Origin of the sequence: Pantoea sp. UBA5035 (assembly GCF_002415245.1) — a bacterium.
In the GTDB taxonomy this organism is placed as follows: Bacteria; Pseudomonadota; Gammaproteobacteria; order Enterobacterales; family Enterobacteriaceae; genus Pantoea; species Pantoea septica.
Genome location: NZ_DICD01000024.1, coordinates 39,953 through 57,473 on the forward strand (window position 1 = coordinate 39,953; position 17,521 = coordinate 57,473).

The window sequence follows — 17,521 nt, forward strand, 5'->3', positions numbered from 1 at the left end:
GCGAAGTTCCAGCAAAAGTTTGCGGCAAAGGTAAAAATTTATGCACGCTCTTTACAAAAGTCCAGTTATTCTACCGCCATCAGTCGGCGATACTCATCCCAAGCATAAAGATCGGTCATACCGCTAATATAATCCTGAATCAGACGAAAGCGATAATATCTTTCCCATAGCAGTCGCTGATATTTATGCTCGACTACCAGCGTGCGCATTTTTTGCTGATAGGCTTTACGATGCTTTCCGGAAAGTTTATGAAACAGGCGCGTCTCAATCGGGTGCTGTCGCAGAAAGTCCTCGTTAATCAGCGTAGTAAAGGCTTCGTAGGTTAGCGTCATTAAAGGTTGATATATTTCTAACAATCCCTTAATGACACGATAACCTTGTAATTCCAGCTGTTCAACTTCGGCATGGTTAAATACGTGGCGCCGCGCCACCGTTTTAAACATCTGCAATAACCTGCCCTCTTCGCCGTCATCCTCTAATAGCGCATGATTAAAATCGCCGTTGAAAATAGCGGGCAGATTATCGACGAAACGCTTTACCGCATGGCTGACCAGGACGTTCTGTACGTTAACGCGCAATGACATAAAGAACTGATCGCTTCGGCTGCGACGCTTTTTGTTACAGGCTTCGCGCCAGGCATCGCCGACCGTTCGACTGAAGGCGTCATTATTTTTAATCGGCCCCCAGTTCTTACATAAATAGTCATAAAGCGCATCAATGTTAAATATATCTTTTTCGACGGCGTCATCCAGATCGGCGATGCAGTAAGAGATATCATCCGCCGCTTCCATAATATAGGTCAGCGGAAAACGATGATGCTCGTCCATATGGGTCGCTGCGCGCAGATCGGCGATATAGTCGCGTTCGGAGAGGTAAAAGCCCGGCTTTTTCATTAGCGCGCTGAACTGCTCGGGCTTCTCGCCCTGCCACCAGGCGGGCGCGGTATATTTCAGGATGCAGGCGACCTGCGAATAGCTGAGATTCAGCTGTAGAAGGGTATGCACCATGCGGATCGCCTGCGCGTTGCCTTCGAAGTGGCACAGATCCTGGCGGATCATGGCGTTGAGCTGACTGAAATCGGCGCGCTGCTGCTCGCCTTCGACGCCGGCCACCAGCGGGTCCACCAGCTCCAGCGGAAGGTGCTCTTCAAACCAGTCGTTAATGGCCGCCTCGCCGAAATGGCCGAACGGCGGATTGCCGACATCGTGCAGCAGGCAGGCCATCTCTACCAGACTTTCGAACGCGCCTTCCATCTCATCCAGCCCGTACTGCGCCAGACCGCCCTGATTTTTCAGAGTTTGCAGGATCTCTTTGGCGATATAGCGTCCCGTCTGCTGTACTTCCAGCGAATGGGTGAGGCGTGAGCGTACTGCGGCGTTGCGCTCCAGCGGAAAAACCTGGGTTTTTTGCTGCAGCCGGCGGATCGCCGCCGAGTTGATAATACGGCCGCGATCGCTCTCAAAGTGGCGGGTAATATAGTATTCCCCTTCCGGCTCTTTGCGCGTGTTATAAGGGCGAGTAAAACTGATCTTCTTCCTGAAATTAACCGTCGCCATCGTTTCCCCTTATACCTTCGTGAATCAATCCCCTGCCAGCCATGCTAGACTATGCCTCACTTTTTACGACCACTTCCACCACATTAGCGAGACTCTTTTATGAAAGCAGGCATTATTGGCGCGATGGAGCAGGAAGTGACCCTGCTGCGTGAGAAAATCGAGAACCGCCAGACCCTGACGCTGGCCGGCTGCGAAATTTACACCGGCACGCTGAACGGCGTTGAGGTCGCTTTGCTGAAATCGGGTATCGGTAAAACCTCGGCGGCGCTGGGTACTACCCTGCTGCTTGAATTGTGCAAGCCGGACCTGGTGATCAACACCGGCTCGGCCGGCGGTCTGGCGCCGACGCTCTCGGTCGGCGATATCGTGGTCTCGGACGAAGTGCGCTATCACGACGCCGACGTTACCGCCTTCGGCTACGAGCCAGGCCAGATGGCGGGCTGTCCGGCGGCCTTTACCGCCGATGCGCAGCTGATTGCCGCCGCGGAAGCCTGCATCAGCGAGCTGAACCTGAACGCGGTGCGCGGCCTGGTGGTGAGCGGCGATGCCTTTATCAACGGCGCCGAACCGCTGGCGCGCATTCGCGCCACCTTCCCGCAGGCGATCGCCGTGGAGATGGAAGCCACCGCTATCGGTCATGTCTGCCACCAGTTCAAGGTACCTTTCGTGGTGGTGCGCGCCATTTCCGACGTGGCCGACAAAGCGTCGCATCTGAGCTTTGAAGAGTTTCTCAGCGTCGCGGCGCAGCAGTCGTCGCTGATGGTGGAGAAGCTGCTGGCGCGCCTGGCGCGTGGCTAAATCGCTCTGGCCGATCGGGCTGCTGCTGTTTTGCGGCAGCCTGTTCGCCGCCGCTCCGCGCGTTATCTCGCTCGCCCCCCATCTCACCGAAATGGCGTTCGCCGCCGGCATAAAGCCGGTCGCGGTCAGCGCCTGGTCCGACTATCCGCCCGCCGCGAAAGCGCTGGAGCAGGTCGCCAACTGGCAAGGCGTTAAGGTCGAGCGCATTCTGGCGCTGAAGCCGGATGTGGTGCTCGCCTGGCGCGGCGGCAATCCGCAGCGCCAGATCGATCAGCTGCAGCGGCTCGGCGTTAAGATCGAGTGGCTCGATCCCGGCTCGCTGGACGAGATGGCGGACGCCGTCGCGTCGCTGCAGCGCTGGAGCCCGCATCCGCAGCAGGCGCTGGAGACCGCGCAACAGCTGAAGCAGCAGGAAAAGTCCCTGCGCGCGCGCTACGCCGCCCTGCCCGCCGTGCCGCTTTTTCTGCAGTTCGGTCAGCAACCCTTGTTTACCGCCGCGCGCGATACCCTGCAAAACGACATCATCACGCTGTGCGCCGGAAAGAATATTTTCGCCGACAGCCGCGTCAGCTGGCCGCAGGTCAGCCGCGAGCAGGTCCTGATGCGTCATCCGCAGGCGATCGTGGTGGCCGGCGACGCCGCGCAGGCGCAGAGCGTGGCGCGCTTCTGGCAGCCTCAGCTCGCCGTGCCGGTCATCGCCATCGAGGATGACTGGATCAGCCGTCCCGGCCCGCGTATGCTGCTGGCGGCAAAACAGCTCTGCGCCGCCCTGCACCCGGAACAATAAATCAGCAGAAAGCGATTAAAGATCCCGCTAATTTTGCCGTTAATCAATAAACGAGACGCCGACGCCACGTAAGCTCAGCGTCCTTTTATGCGCACCGCGCATTTTGCACACCAGGAATCAAACATGACCAGAGCCTTGCTGCTGGCCTTCGCGCTCGCACTCGTCGCGCCCTTTGCGACGGCGTCGACCACGGGAACGATAGGCGTTCAGCTGATTATCTATTCGCGCTGTGAAGTTAACAGCCAGCCGCAACGGGCAATGCCGCAGATCGATTGCGGTCGCCGCATCAACGCGCAGCCGCGCGTCACGGAAAGCGAGCTAAAGAAGGATAGTATGCGTAAGGAAACGGCGAAGCTGATAACCGTGGAATGGTAAGAAAAAGGCCGTCGCAAGACGGCCTTTTTGCATCAGATACTGAAAGAGGAGCCGCAGCCGCAGGTGGTTTTGGCGTTCGGGTTAGTAACGATAAAACGCGATCCTTCCAGACCCTCAGTGTAGTCAACCGAGCCGCCGACCAGGTATTGCAGGCTCATCGGATCCACTACCAGCGCCACGCCCTGTTTCTCAATGGTCATGTCGCCGTCGTTCATTTTGTCGTCAAAGGTGAAGCCATACTGAAAGCCGCTGCAACCGCCGCCGGTAATATAGACGCGCAGTTTCAGATCGGGGTTCTCTTCGTCGGCAATCAGGTTCTTTACCTTGCTGGCCGCCGCATCGGTAAACTGTAACGGCAGTGCTGCAACATCATCACTCATCTTATACTCCGGTAAAGGTCCAGGCCATAAAACGACCTCAATTGGCGTATTATCCGCCAGCGCGATAGCGCAATCAAGTTTTGCCCTTCGCACTCTGTGCCGCCGGCCTTCAGCTAAGGTAAGTATAGCGCGCCCTTTCCGGCCTTTCGTCCTGCCGTAATCTTCCCGTAGAATGGCGCGAGATTTTTTTATGAACCGCTGGAGCCGAATAAATGAGTAAGTCCGAAAACCTGTTTGCCGAAGCGCAACGCCTGATCCCCGGCGGCGTTAACTCGCCGGTGCGCGCGTTTAACGGCGTAGGCGGCACGCCGCTGTTCATCGAGCGCGCCGACGGCGCCTGGCTATATGACGCCGACGGTAAAGCCTATATCGATTATGTCGGTTCCTGGGGACCGATGGTGCTGGGCCACAACAACGTTGAGATTCGCAACGCGGTGATCGAAGCCGCCACGCGCGGCCTGAGCTTCGGCGCGCCCACCGAGATGGAAGTAAAGATGGCGCAGCTGGTGTGCGAGCTGGTGCCGAGCATGGATATGGTGCGCATGGTGAACTCCGGCACCGAAGCGACCATGAGCGCTATTCGCCTGGCGCGCGGCTTTACCGGCCGCGACAAGATCGTGAAATTCGAAGGCTGCTATCACGGTCATGCCGACTGCCTGCTGGTGAAAGCAGGTTCCGGCGCGCTGACGCTGGGCCAGCCGAACTCTCCCGGCGTGCCAGCCGATTTCGCCCGCCACACCCTGACCTGCACCTATAACGATCTCGACTCGGTGCGCGCCGCGTTCGAGCAGTATCCGGAAGAGATCGCCTGTATTATCGTCGAGCCGGTGGCGGGCAATATGAACTGTATTCCGCCGCAGCCGGACTTCCTGCCAGGCCTGCGCGCGCTGTGCGACGAATTCGGCGCGCTGCTGATTATCGACGAAGTGATGACCGGCTTCCGCGTGGCGCTGGGCGGCGCGCAGGCACATTACAACGTGCGGCCGGATCTCACCTGCCTCGGCAAGATTATCGGCGGCGGCATGCCGGTGGGCGCCTTCGGTGGACGCCGCGAAGTGATGGACGCGCTGGCGCCGACCGGGCCGGTTTATCAGGCGGGCACCCTTTCCGGCAACCCGATTGCAATGGCGGCCGGTTACGCCTGCCTGACGCAGATCGCCCAGCCGGGCACGCATAAGACGCTGACGGAGCGCACCACGCAGCTGGCGCAGGGTCTGCTGGCGGCGGCGGAGGCGGAAAATATCCCGCTGGTGGTGAATCACGTCGGCGGCATGTTCGGCATTTTCTTCACCGACGCCGACAGCGTGACCTGCTACGCCGACGTGACGAAGTGCGACGTTGAGCGCTTTAAGCACTTCTTCCACCTGATGCTGGAAGAAGGCGTTTACCTTGCGCCTTCCGCCTTCGAAGCGGGCTTTATGTCGCTGGCGCACAGCGCCGAGGACATTGACCGCACCGTCGACGCCGCGCGTCGCTGTTTTGCAAAGCTGTAAAAAACGAGACGTTAAAAGACCGGCAGAGGCCGGTCTTTTTTTTGCTTGCAGGAAAGTGCTGGCGCGGTAGGCATGGCCCGATCGCAAAGTCCATTGCATCCATGCTCGCTCGGCCCGCACGTATACGCACCTCATCCCTGAGGTGCGCCCGTTGCCGGGCCAACGCGCTGCGTTGTTCAAAAATGCTCCGGGCATTTTTGTCCCTGGCGCGGGACGCTTTGCTCTTCGGCCCATACCCACCGCGCTTTAACACAGTTAGCCGTCTGCAGAAAAGCCTTTTACCGCGAGCGTCTCAATAGCCAGATAAAGTAAGGCGCGCCGATAAAGGTCGCCATCAGTCCCGCCGGCAGCTGATCCGGAAACGCCAGCATGCGTCCGCACCAGTCGGCCAGCAGCATCAGCCCTGCGCCGAACAGACCCGCCATCGCCATCTGCGGCAGCGCGCGGCGGAAGCCGAGCATGCGCGCGATATGCGGCGCCATCAAACCGACAAAACTCAACGGCCCAATGGTCAGCGTCGCCGCGGCGGTCAGCGCGGCCGCCAGCAGCATCAGCGCCAGACGCGAGGCGTTGAGCGCCATGCCCGCCGAGCGCGCCGTAGCGGAGCCCAGCGGCAGCAGCGTCAGCCAGCGGCTGGCGAGCGGCGCCAGCGCGGTCAAAACCAGCGCCAGTATCGCGCTCTGCATCGCCGCCTTTGCGCTGATATTGTAGGTGGACCCGGAAATCCAGCTCAGCAAGCCGCCCATACGCGGATCGCCGCTCGCCAGCAGCAGCATCAGCAGCGTGACGAACGCGCTGTTCAGCGCCATGCCCGCCAGCAGCATACGCTCCGGCGAAAAGCCGCCGCGGCTCGCCACCAGCATAATAATCATCAGCGTTCCCGCCGCGCCCAGCGCGCCCGCCGGCAGCAGAAACGCCAGCGCGTCGCCCGGTACGAAAAACAGCATTACCACCACGCCGAACGCCGCGCCGGAGCTGATGCCCAGCACTTCCGGGCTGGCCATCGGATTGCCGGTCAGACGCTGAATCAAACAACCCGCGACGCCGAGCATTAGCCCCACCGCCAGCGCCGCCAGCAGACGCGGGGCGCGCCACGGCAGCAGCTGATGGAACAGTTCGCCGCCTGACCATACCCAGCCGTGCGCGTCGCGGCCGAAGGCGAGCGCGATCCACGCCAGTAACCCGAGCAGCGCCAGACCGACCAGCGACCAGCGCCGCACCGCATGCCGTTCCGCTGGTACCTTATCGCCCATATCGAGCGGGGGCGGCGCCGAGCCGGTGCGCAGGCGCGGCAGCAGCCAGAGCAGCAGCGGTACGCCCGTCAGCGCGGTCAGGGTGCCGGTAGAGACTTCACGCCAGTGGGCAGTGAGCCACAGCACGCAGGCATCCGCCAGCCACAGCAGCAGCGCGCCGATCAGCGGCGCCAGCAGCATGCGGCTCAGCAGCCGACGTGCGCCCAGCAGCTTCGCCAGTAGCGGCGCGAACAGGCCGATAAAACCGATAATGCCCGCCACGCTCACCAGCTGCGCGCTGAGCAGGATCGCCAGCGCCAGCGTGCCGACGCGCGCCAGCGCCAGTGCCAGGCCGAGATTTTTCGCCACGCCGTCATCCAGCCCCATCAGCGTGAGCGGACGCAGCAGCGCCAGCGCCAGCGCGAAGGCGAGCAGCAGACGCGGCCACAGCAGGCTGACGTTTTCCCAGCCCATCTGGTTGAGCGTGCCGGTGCTCCACAGAAACATTGTCTGCAGCTGATCGTGATTGAAAATGGCGAAAATCTGATTCACCGCCCCGCTGTAGAGGCTCAGCACCAGCCCCGAGAGGATCAGCGTGACCGGCGACAGCCGTTTGCCCCAGGCGACGCCAAACACCACGGCCCCAACCGCCAGCGCGCCGATCAACGCCGCCAGCTGCGTCGTGGCCGCGCCGCCCGGCAGCTGCCACAGCGTGGCGACGGTAATGCCGAGCTGTGCGCCGGAAGAGACGCCCAGCGTGGTCGGCTCCGCCAGCGGATTGCGCAGCGCCTGCTGGAACAGCAGGCCCGCCAGCCCGAGTCCGGCACCGACCAGCAGCGCCAGCCCGAGCCGCGGCAGCAGGCTGTAGTGAAACAGCATCTGATCGATGTTGTTGAGATCTGGCGACAGCAGCGCCTGCGCCCACTGCGCCGACGGCAGCGCCGCGCGCAGGTTTATAACGCTCAGCAGCAGAGCCAGCAGGAAGAGCAGGCTCAGCAGCGCGGCGGGGAAATAACGATGGCGCATCAGCGCGTCTCCAGCGCGCGTTCCAGCACGCGAACAAAGTGCAGCGCCGACAGGGTCGCGCCGTAGTACCACACCGCCGGAACCCGCTGAAAGCGTCCGGCACGAACAAACGGCAGCGCCTGCCACAGCGGGCTGCGGCTGAGCTGCGCCATATCGGCGTCGTTAGCGTGATCGAAGCAGATCGCCTCGACGTCGCGCAGATGCGCCAGCCGCTCGATGCCAATCACCGCGCTGCCCCAGAAGTTGGTTTCGCCCTGCCACGCGTTGGTCAGCCCCAGCTGCTCCATCACCTCCAGAAACAGGCTGTTTTTGCCGAACGCCAGCGCATGCCGGCTGTCCATCAGCGACATCAGCAGCACCGGACGCGCGGCATAGGGTGCCAGACGCTGGCGCGCGGCGGCCAGTTCACGATCCAGCAGCTGCAGATGCGCCTCTGCTTCGGCTTCGCGGCCGATACGCGTCGCCAGCGCGCGCAGCGAATCGCGCGCCGCGGAGAGCGGTTTGCCGTCGCCGCGGTTGAGGTCGAAGCCCATGATCGGCGCAATGCGCTTGAGTTTTTCCGGCGGCGGGCCGTAGCCGTTCGAGCAGAGGATCAGCGAAGGGTGCAGCTGGGTCATCAGCTCCAGATTGGGTTCGGTGCGCAGCCCGACGTCCACGGTCTGCGGCGGCAGCGGCGGCTCGCCGACCCAGATGTTGTAGTTGCGCGTATCGGCGACCGCCAGCGGCGCGACGCCGAGCGCCAGCAGCAGTTCGGTCGGCAGCCATTCCAGCGCGATAATACGCTGCTGCTCAGGCAGGGCGGCCCGCAGCGGCAGCGCGCTTAGCCACGGCGTCAGCGCCAGCGCCGCCAGCAGGCGACGACGAGAGATCTCCATGCTCAGGCCCTCAGTAGACAAAGCTGACCGGCGCGCCGCCCTGCGGATGCGGCAGGATGCCCATAGGAATGCCGTAAATCGCGCCCAGCACCTCGGCCTGCATAATGATGTCCGGCGCGCCTTCGGCAATCATCTTGCCATTGCGCAGCGCCACCAGATGGTCGCAGTAGCGCGCCGCCATATTGATATCGTGCAGCACGGCGATCACCGTCAGGCCGCGCTCGCGGCTGAGCCGCTGGATCAGCGCCAGCACCTCAACCTGATGCGCGATATCCAGCGCCGAGGTCGGTTCGTCCAGCAGCAGGCAGCGGCTGTTTTGCGCCACCAGCATCGCCAGCCAGGCGCGCTGACGCTCGCCGCCGGAGAGGCTGTCCACCAGGCGCGCGGCCAGCGGCTTCAGCCCGACCTGCGCAATCGCCTCTTCGACCCGAACGCGATCCTCGTGGCTGAAGCGGCCCAGCGCGCCGTGCCACGGATAGCGGCCTATCGCCACCAGCTCGCGCACCGTCATGCCTTCGGCGGCGGGCAGCTGCTGCGACAGATAGGCGACTTCGCGCGCGAAGGCTTTGCCGTTCCACGCCTCGACCGGCGTCGCGTTAAGCAGCACGCGCCCCTCGCTGGGGCGCTGGTGCCGTCCCAGCATTTTAAGCAAGGTGGATTTGCCGGAGCCGTTATGGCCGATAAGCGCGGTCACTTTGCCCGGCGGAAAGGTGAGCGAGAGCGGATGCAGCAGCGTGCGGCCGGGCACGTGAAAGCTGACATTATCCAGCGTAAAAGTGGCTGCGTCGTGCGGAGGCTGCATGATCATCCCAGGTTAAACGGGCGCCGTGGCGCCCGGTTGCATCAGAAACGGAAAGTGGCGGTGCCGACGATTTGACGCTCTGCGCCCCAGTAGCAGGCGTAGTCGCGATAACAGCTGGCGACATAGTCGCGGTCGAACAGGTTTTTCACGTTGACGCCCACTGATGAGCCCGGCAGACCGAAGCGGCCAAGGTCATATTTCAGCATCGCATCCACCGTGGTGTATCCGGCGACGTCGAAGTTCTGATTGTTTTGCGTGCCGGTGCTGTAAAGCCCTTTGCTTTCGCCGACGTAACGCACGCCTGCGCCGACGGTGACGCCGGAGAGCGCGGTCTCATGGAAGGTGTAGTCCGCCCAGAGCGACGCCATATGCTTAGGCACCTCTACCGGCGTACGCCCTTTCAGCAGCGTGTCGTGGGTATATTCCGCGTCGGTGTAGGTGTAGGCGGCCGTCAGGTCGATATTGGCGTTGACCGCCGCTTTGGCTTCCAGCTCAACGCCGCGCGAACGGATTTCGCCGCCCTGCACGCTGAATGACGGATTTATCGGATCTGCCGTCAGGTTTTTGGTCTTGGTCAGCTGATAGAGCGCGGCGGTTAACGTAATCGGGCGATCCTTCGGCACATACTTCACGCCCGCCTCATACTGTTTCGCGCGCGACGGATCGAAAGGCTCTCCGCTTAACGTGGTGCCCGTGGTCGGGATAAAGGATTCGCTGTAGCTGAAGTAAGGCGCGATCCCGTTATCGAATACGTAGTTCAGGCCGCCGCGCCAGGTAAATGCCTGATCGTGGTTTTTCACTTCCGTATCGCCGTTACGGTTCAGCGCAGAGGTCATCGCATAGTCATAACGTCCGCCCAGTGTCAGCACCCAGCGATCCCATTCCATCTGATCCTGTGCGTAAAGGCCGGTTTGTTCCTGCCGGTTGAGGTACTGATAAGGGAAAGGCGTTCCGACGTTGGCGTCGTTGCCATACTGCGGGCTAATCGCGTTCAGAGGCGCGGCGCTGCCGAAGGCGGCGTCAATATCGTTGCGCGTGCGCTGATAATCCACGCCCAGCAGCAGGGTATGATCCAGCGCGCCGGTGGCGAATTTCGCCTGCGCCTGGGTATCGACGGCGAACTGATTCAGCTTCTCCTGCGATACGGCGGAACCACGCGTAATCGACTGCGTGGCGGCGTCGAAGCCGTTGCCGTAAATGCTGCGATAGTCGGTGCGCAGATCGGCGTAGCGCAGGTTCTGGCGCACCGTCCAGGTGTCGTTGAAGCTGTGCTCGGCGTTGTAGCCCACCATTTTGGTGTTGCGCGAAATTTTGTTGCTCTGCTCGCCTTCGTCGAAATTGGTCGGCAGTTTGTACTCGCTGCCGTCCGCGCGCGTAATCGGCACCACCGTGCCCTGACGCGGCAGCCAGCCGTAGTAGCCGGTCTCCGGCTCGTTCTGGAAATAGGTCAGCAGGTCGAAACGGGTATTGGCGTCCGGGCGCCAGCTAAACGCGGGCGCGATGGTATAGCGCTTCTCTTTGTTACTCTCCTGCTGCGCATCGGCGCTGCGCGCGAGGCCGGTCAGACGGTAGCTGTAGACGCCGTCGTCATCCAGCGCGCCGCCAAAATCGAATCCGGTCGAGAAGAGATTGTCGCTGCCCATCTGAAACTGCACTTCGCGCAGGGTTTCCTGGGTCGGGCGCTTGCTCACCAGCGCCACCACGCCGCCGGGATTGCTCTTGCCGTAAAGCACCGAAACCGGGCCGCGCAGTAGCTCGGCGCGCTCAAGGAAGTAAGGATCGATGGCGAACTCGGAATAGTTGTCGCCCTGCAGCTTCAGGCCGTCAAGATACTGGTTGGTGTTGGTCTCGCTGAAGCCGCGAATCGACAGCGCGTCGATCACCTGCGAGCTGCCGCGGTTGCCGGTCAGTACGCCCGGCGTGTAGTTGAATGCCTCTTTTACCGTGGTTATCTGCCGCTTTTCCATCTCTTCGCGCGTGACCACCGAAACCGACTGCGGGTTTTTCTCGATCGGGGTGTCGGTTTTGGTGCCGGTGGCGCTCTGTTTGGCGGCGATGGTCGGCGCCGGGCCCCATGCGCTCTCCTGCGCCGCACCGGAGGCGGCGTCCGCCGAGACCACCAGCGTCTCCTCAGCCAGCGCGGAGGCGCTTGCTGAACCCAAAATCACGGCAATGCTCAAAGCCAGCGGGCGGCGGAAAAAAACGCCGCGCAGATAACAAGGAAAAGTCGTTCGCGCATTCATAGTAGTGTCTCTTGAATAAAGTAGTGGGCAGGCGAATGGAAACGAGAATGATTATTATGCCGAATGGATTCTAGGCGAAACGCTTTGCTTTCTGCAAGGGATAATCCCGCGCGCAGCGCCGTCTGGCGGCCATTCGCGCAGTATTGATCGGGCACAAAAAAAGGGCGCCGTAGCGCCCTTTTTAATCGACGATTTAGTTGCCGCCGAACATATCTTTGATCCAGCCCGCGACGCCATCGCCTTCTTTCTTCTCCGGCTGCTGCTGCATCTGCTGCTGATTTTGCTGCTGGTTCTGCTGCTCCTGCAACTGCTGCTGTTGCTGCTGGAACAGCTGCTGCTGCTGCTGGCAGAGCGCGTCGGGATCGAGCGACCATACCGGCAGCGAGCGCCAGGTGCTGCTGCCGTTGCCGCAGACGAAATTGCCTGCGGAATCGACGTTCATCATTGAGACATCTTCCGGCGGCGTCAGCACCAGCGGCATCGGCGCCTGGGTGTCCAGGTAGCGGCGGTAGATCTGCATCGCGCCGCTGGCACCGTACAGTTTGCTCGGCTGGTTATTGTCGCGGCCCACCCAGGTAATGGCGACCTCTTTGCCGTCGACCCCGGCGAACCAGCTGTCGATCAGGTCGTTGGTGGTGCCGGTTTTGCCCGCCAGATGCGCCTTCGGATAACGCGCGCCCAGCGCGCGCGCCGTACCGTGATCCGCAACCTGCTGCATGGTGTAGAGCGTCAGATAGGCGGCCTGCGCCGGCTCGACGCGCTGCGCCTGCGGGAAGCTCTGATAGAGCACGGTGCCGTCTTCCGCGATCACCGAGCGTACCGCCGAGAGCGGCGCGCGGTTGCCGCCGCTGGCGATCGACTGGAACGCCTGCGCCACTTCGATCGGCGTCAGGTTAAGCGCGCCGAGCAGCATCGACGGCACCGGGTTGAGCTGATCTTTCGGCACGCCCAGTTTGGTCCAGGTATCCACTACCGCGTCCAGCCCCAGCGTCATGCCGAGGTTGACCGTCGGCACGTTCATGGAGTTGGTCAGCGCGTCCACCAGCATCACCTTGCCGCTGAAGCGACGATCGTCGTTCATCGGTTTCCAGACGGTGCCGTTCGGCTGCTTCAGCGCGATCGGTTCATCAGCGATCCAGCTGTTGAGACGATAGGTGTTCGGCTGGCTGAGCGCGGTCAGATAGGTCGCCGGTTTCGCCAGCGAGCCGATAGAGCGACGCGCCTGCAGCGCACGGTTATAGCCGGCGAACTGCGGATCGGCGCCGCCGACCATGGCGCGCACTTCGCCGCTGAAGCGGTCGACCACCACCATCGCGGTTTCCAGATCTTTCAGGCCGCGCTGTTTTTTCAGCGCCGGGATGCCGTCGAGCACCGCTTTTTCCGCCGCGTCCTGCGAGACCGGATCGAGCGTGGTGAAGATCTTCACGCCGGAGAGATCTTTTACCTTGTCGCCCAGCTTCGCCTGCAGCTCGTTACGCACCATCTGCATAAAGGCGGGCTGCGGCGTGATGACGCCGCCTTTCGGCTGTACGCCGAGCGGGCGCGCCGAGAGCATGTCGTAGAGCTCCTGGTCGATCACCTTCTGCTGCTGCAGCAGGCGCAGCACCAGATTGCGTCGCTCCAGCGCCAGCTTCGGATTGCGCCACGGGTTATAGAGCGAGGCGCCTTTCACCATGCCCACCAGCATCGCCTGCTGATCGAGGCTCAGCTCGTCGACCGGACGGCCGAAGTAGTAGAGGCTCGCCAGCGGAAAACCGCGGATCTGGTCGTTGCCCGCCTGGCCGAGATAGACCTCGTTCAGGTAGAGCTCCAGAATGCGATCCTTGCTATAGCGCGCGTCCATAATCACCGCCATATAGGCTTCGCGCGCTTTACGCCACAGTGAACGCTCGTTGGTCAGAAACAGGTTTTTCACCAGCTGCTGCGTCAGGGTACTGCCGCCCTGCACCGCTTTCCCGGCCGTGATATTGGCGAGGAAGGCGCGGCCGATCGAATAAGGGCTGATGCCGTCATGCTCGTAGAAATGACGGTCTTCGGTCGCGATCAGCGTATCGACCAGCAGATCCGGGAAGCCGGCGCGCGGCACGAACAGGCGCTGCTCGCCGTTCGGCGACTGCAGCATGGTGATCAGGCGCGGATCGAGACGGAAGAAGCCGAAGTCGCGGCCGGAGTCGAGGTTTTTAATCTCGCCCAGCTCATCGCCGTCGAACACCATCTGCGCGTGCACCTGGCCCTCTTTGCTGTCCGGGAAGTCGAACGGGCGGCGCAGCAGATCGATAGTGTTGCCTTTAACCGAGAACTCGCCGGGACGCGTGATGCGCGACACCTCGCGATACTGCGTGCCTTCCAGCAGCGCGATCATCTCTTTCTTGTTGTAGGCCATACCCGGTTCCAGGCTGACCATGCGGCCGTAGACGGTCGCGGGCAGCTGCCACACTTTGCCGTCGATGCGGGCGCGGATCTCCGAGTCGAGGTAGACGCCCCAGGCGGCCATAATCACCACAAACACGAGGAACAGCTTGATCAACCAGCCTAACCAGCGGCGCTTCCCGCGCGGCGGACGCTTTCCTTTACTTTTACGCGGCACAGGCGCTTTCTCCTCAACTTCATCGGCAAAATCATCATTTTCAAAATCGTCTTCATCCCTGCGGCGACCCCGGCGCGTAGCGTTACGCGGCGGCTTGGGTTGTTTTCCTTTGCGCCCAATGGGTTCGCGATCGTTCCCAGACATTGGTTTCATTCTCCAGGCATTACGTTGGCTGCGCCGATACTCTAGCGGCTTTTACCTTTTCCGCATGGCGGAACCCTCTGAAATCGATCCAGCCGGCTCAACCTTGCGGGGAATATTTTTTGGTGCGCTTTGTGGGCAGCGCGCTGGCCGGATCGTCGGGCCAGGGATGGCGGGGATAGCGCCCTTTCATCTCTTTCTGCACCTCCGGATATGCGCCGCGCCAGAAGGCGGCCAGGTCGCGGGTAATCTGCAACGGCCGCTGCGCGGGCGACAGCAGCTCCAGCACCAGCGGCACGCGCCCTTCCGCTACGGCGGGATTGCTCGCCTCGCCGAACATCTCCTGAATGCGCACCGCCAGCGCGGGCGGCTTATCGGCATGGTAGCGAATGGGCAGCCGGCTGCCGGTCGGCACAGTGTAATGAGTTGGCAGCGCACTATCCAGCCGCTGGCGTTGCGACCATGTGAGCAAATGTAATAGCGCGCTGACAAGGTTGACCGCCTGCAGCGATTTCAGATCGCGCACCGCGCCCATCTCCGGCAGCAGCCAGCGGTCAAGCGTCGCCAGCAGCGACTCGTCGTCCACGGCGGGCCATTTCTCTTCAGGCAGCCACTGCGCGGCGCACTGCAGCCGCACGCGCAGCTGCTGCGCCGCCTCGCTCCAGCCCAGCACGCCCAGGCCTTTTTGCGCCACCCAGCGCAATATGGCGGCGTGCAGCGCCTCAGGTTCCGGGCGCGCCATCGGCTGCGCCTTCAGCACCAGCGCGCCGATCTGCTCGCGGCGCAGCGCGCGCAGCGTGCCCTTCTCTTCGTCCCACTCGACTTCGGCGCGCACCTCTACCAGCTCCGGCCGCGCCTGACGCAGCGCGTCGATATCGATCGGCAGCGCCAGCAGCATACGCGCATCCGGCGTGGCGCTACCCTGCAGCAAGGCGGGCGCGATCAGCCATTCGTAGCGGTTCAGCCCCTCTTGCGTATCGAGCATCGCGCCCAGGCCGTTGGCGAGCTGGTAGCGGCCGCCATTGTCGCGGCGGCGCGCCAGTCGGTCGCCGAAGCCCGCCGCCAGCAGCGCAGGAAAGCGATCTTCATCGACGCGGCCGCCGCTGACGCCGAGCCGCGTCTGCCACTGCCTGGCGCGCCGCTGCCACTGCGGCTGCGGGCGATGCAGCGCGTCACGCAGATCGGGCGAGCCGCTGCGCGGCGGATCCTCCAGAATCGCCACCAGCAGCGCGGCGCTGGCGACCGCATCGGCCTCCTGTCCTGCGGCGCAGAGCACGGCGCTGAGGCGCGGATCGCCGCCGAGCTGCGCCATGCGGCGTCCCGTCGCGCTCAGCTTGCCGCTTTCGTCCAGCGCGCCAAGCCGGGTAAGCAGCTCGCATGCCGCGCGCAGGTGTTTTTCCGGCGGCGCATCGAGCCAGGTCAGCTGATCCGGCTGCTGGCAGCCCCACTGCAGCAGTTCGATCCACAGCGCGGCGAGATCGCTGTGCATGATTTCCGCCTCGCTCTGCGCGGCGGCGCGCGACGCCTGCTCTTCGGGGATCAGATGCAGGCAAATGCCGGGCATCAGACGCCCGGCGCGACCGGCGCGCTGCGTCATCGACGCCTGGCTGACGCGCTGGGTCAGCAGCCGCGTGACGCCGCTGCGCGCGTCGAACTGCGCGGCACGCTCCAGCGCGCTGTCCACCACCAGGCGGATGCCTTCGATGGTCAGGCTGGTTTCGGCGATATTGGTAGCGAGCACCACTTTGCGGCGGCCCGGCGGCGCGGGCAGGATAGCGCGGCGCTGCGCCGCCAGCGGCAGCGCGCCATAGAGCGGCGTCAAATCGACGTCGTCCGCCACGCGCGACTCCAGCTCGCGCTTCACCCGCTCAATCTCCGCCACGCCGGGCAGAAACAGCAGCAGCGAGCCGCTCTCTTCGCGCAGCAGCTGCGCCGTTTCGCGCGCCACCGCCTCTTCAAAGCGCAGCGTGGCGCTGAGCGAGGCGAAGCGGCGCGTCACGGGATAGCTGCGTCCTTCGGAGACGATCAGCGGCGCGTCGGGCAGCAGCGCCGAGAGGCGCGCGTTGTCGAGCGTCGCCGACATCAGCAGGATTTTCAGATCGTCCCGCAGCCCTTGCTGCACATCGAGCAGCAACGCCAGCGCCAGATCCGCCTGCAGGCTGCGCTCGTGGAATTCGTCGAGGATCACCAGCGACACGCCGCTCAGCTCGGGATCGCGCTGCAGCATGCGCGTCAGGATGCCTTCCGTCACCACCTCCAGCCGGGTGGACGGCCCGACGCAGTTTTCGCCGCGCATGCGGAAGCCGACGGTGGCGCCGGGCTGCTCGCCGAGCTGCTCCGCCAGGCGCTGCGCCACGTTGCGCGCCGCCAGCCGACGCGGCTCCAGCATAATAATGCGGCCCGGCAGCTTCGCCTGCCGCAGCAGCTGCAGCGGCAGCCAGGTCGATTTGCCCGCGCCGGTCGGGGCCGCCAGCAGAATTTGCGGCGCGGCGTCGAGCGCCTGAAGCAGGTCGGGCAGCACGGCGCTGACCGGTAAATCACTCACGGCAAACTCCCGTTCAGCCTGTGTTAAGATGGCGCGCATTGTAGCACTCATCCGCGAGGATTGCCGGAGACCGCCATGGAGACGCAACGCCTGTTTTTTGGCATCGGGCTGCCTGACGCGCTGCAGCAACAGCTGGTGCGCTGGCGCGCCGATAGCTTCGCCGACGACGCCGGCCGCCCCATCGTCGCGGCCAATCTGCACCTGACGCTCGCCTTTCTCGGCGAGGTGAAAAGCGAGACCGCGCAGAAGCTGCAACAGCTTGCGGCGCGCATTCAGCAGCCCGCCTTCGATATCGATCTCGACGACGCCGGCCACTGGCCGCGTCCAGGCGTGGTGTGGATCGGCTGCTGGCGGCCGCCGCGCGGCCTGCTGCAGCTCGCCGATCTGCTGCGCGCCCAGGCGGCGCGCCACGGCTGCGCCCAGAGCGCACAGCCGTTTCATCCCCACGTCACGCTGCTGCGCGACGCCGCGTCGCGCGTCGCGCTGCCGCCGCGCGACTTTCACTGGCGCTTTCGCGTCGACCATTTCTCGTTGTTTTCCTCGCACTACGCGCGGGGCCGCACGCGCTATCAGGCGCTGGCGAGCTGGCCGCTGACCTGACTCTGGAGCGCTATGCTGTTTTCACCGCCGTTAAAGTCCGCCCGACTGATTACCCGCTATAAGCGCTTTCTCGCCGACGTG

At 63.2% G+C, this 17,521-nt stretch carries 13 protein-coding genes; 5 read left to right on the forward strand and 8 right to left on the reverse strand.

The window, feature by feature from the left end:
* Nucleotides 1-65: 65 nt before the first annotated feature.
* A complete protein-coding gene (gene dgt / locus B3229_RS15750; protein ID WP_048781343.1) occupies nucleotides 66-1,556 on the reverse strand; it encodes a dGTPase in 1,491 nt (496 codons plus the stop codon).
* A gap of 99 nt (nucleotides 1,557-1,655) precedes the next feature.
* Here dgt and mtnN point away from each other — a divergent pair, with 99 nt between their 5' ends.
* The 3 genes from mtnN (at nucleotide 1,656) to B3229_RS15765 (ending at nucleotide 3,516) form a co-directional block, all read left to right on the forward strand.
* Entirely contained in the window at nucleotides 1,656-2,354 is a 699-nt protein-coding gene (gene mtnN, locus B3229_RS15755; protein ID WP_286872283.1) for a 5'-methylthioadenosine/S-adenosylhomocysteine nucleosidase, read from the forward strand.
* Nucleotides 2,347-3,141 carry a vitamin B12 ABC transporter substrate-binding protein BtuF gene (gene btuF / locus B3229_RS15760; protein WP_286872286.1) on the forward strand — a complete coding sequence of 265 codons (795 nt, stop codon included), beginning with the start codon at nucleotides 2,347-2,349 and terminating at the stop codon, nucleotides 3,139-3,141. Before mtnN ends, btuF begins: the two co-directional genes overlap by 8 nt.
* 123 nt (nucleotides 3,142-3,264) lie before the next feature.
* On the forward strand, nucleotides 3,265-3,516 hold the full coding sequence (locus B3229_RS15765; RefSeq protein WP_048786964.1) for a hypothetical protein: 252 nt from the start codon (nucleotides 3,265-3,267) through the stop codon (nucleotides 3,514-3,516).
* A gap of 32 nt (nucleotides 3,517-3,548) precedes the next feature.
* Here the strand turns inward: B3229_RS15765 and erpA are convergent, their stop codons facing one another.
* A complete protein-coding gene (gene erpA / locus B3229_RS15770; RefSeq protein ID WP_033749565.1) occupies nucleotides 3,549-3,896 on the reverse strand; it encodes an iron-sulfur cluster insertion protein ErpA in 348 nt (115 codons plus the stop codon).
* Nucleotides 3,897-4,108: 212 nt separating this feature from the next.
* On the opposite strand from erpA, the gene hemL reads away from it, so the two are divergent.
* Nucleotides 4,109-5,389 carry a glutamate-1-semialdehyde 2,1-aminomutase gene (gene hemL / locus B3229_RS15775; protein ID WP_048786965.1) on the forward strand — a complete coding sequence of 427 codons (1,281 nt, stop codon included), beginning with the start codon at nucleotides 4,109-4,111 and terminating at the stop codon, nucleotides 5,387-5,389.
* Between the two features lie 278 nt (nucleotides 5,390-5,667).
* Here the strand turns inward: hemL and fhuB are convergent, their stop codons facing one another.
* The 6 genes from fhuB to hrpB form a co-directional block, all read right to left on the reverse strand.
* A complete protein-coding gene (fhuB, locus tag B3229_RS15780; protein ID WP_286872289.1) occupies nucleotides 5,668-7,647 on the reverse strand; it encodes a Fe(3+)-hydroxamate ABC transporter permease FhuB in 1,980 nt (659 codons plus the stop codon).
* Nucleotides 7,647-8,522 (reverse strand): Fe(3+)-hydroxamate ABC transporter substrate-binding protein FhuD, encoded by an 876-nt coding sequence (gene fhuD / locus B3229_RS15785; RefSeq protein ID WP_286872292.1) that lies wholly within the window; start codon nucleotides 8,520-8,522, stop codon nucleotides 7,647-7,649. Before fhuD ends, fhuB begins: the two co-directional genes overlap by 1 nt.
* A gap of 10 nt (nucleotides 8,523-8,532) precedes the next feature.
* Nucleotides 8,533-9,330 carry a Fe3+-hydroxamate ABC transporter ATP-binding protein FhuC gene (gene fhuC, locus B3229_RS15790; protein WP_376747197.1) on the reverse strand — a complete coding sequence of 266 codons (798 nt, stop codon included), beginning with the start codon at nucleotides 9,328-9,330 and terminating at the stop codon, nucleotides 8,533-8,535.
* Nucleotides 9,331-9,365: 35 nt separating this feature from the next.
* Nucleotides 9,366-11,567 carry a ferrichrome porin FhuA gene (fhuA, locus tag B3229_RS15795; RefSeq protein WP_286872298.1) on the reverse strand — a complete coding sequence of 734 codons (2,202 nt, stop codon included), beginning with the start codon at nucleotides 11,565-11,567 and terminating at the stop codon, nucleotides 9,366-9,368.
* 193 nt (nucleotides 11,568-11,760) lie between these two features.
* Entirely contained in the window at nucleotides 11,761-14,298 is a 2,538-nt protein-coding gene (gene mrcB / locus B3229_RS15800; RefSeq protein WP_286872301.1) for a bifunctional glycosyl transferase/transpeptidase, read from the reverse strand.
* A 97-nt stretch (nucleotides 14,299-14,395) separates the two neighbouring features.
* Nucleotides 14,396-16,879, reverse strand: coding sequence for an ATP-dependent helicase HrpB (gene hrpB, locus B3229_RS15805; protein ID WP_286872304.1), 2,484 nt, complete (start codon nucleotides 16,877-16,879; stop codon nucleotides 14,396-14,398).
* A gap of 36 nt (nucleotides 16,880-16,915) precedes the next feature.
* On the opposite strand from hrpB, the gene thpR reads away from it, so the two are divergent.
* Nucleotides 16,916-17,440, forward strand: a complete 525-nt coding sequence (gene thpR / locus B3229_RS15810; protein WP_286872307.1) for an RNA 2',3'-cyclic phosphodiesterase — start codon at nucleotides 16,916-16,918, stop codon at nucleotides 17,438-17,440.
* The last annotated feature ends 81 nt before the right edge of the window (nucleotides 17,441-17,521 follow it).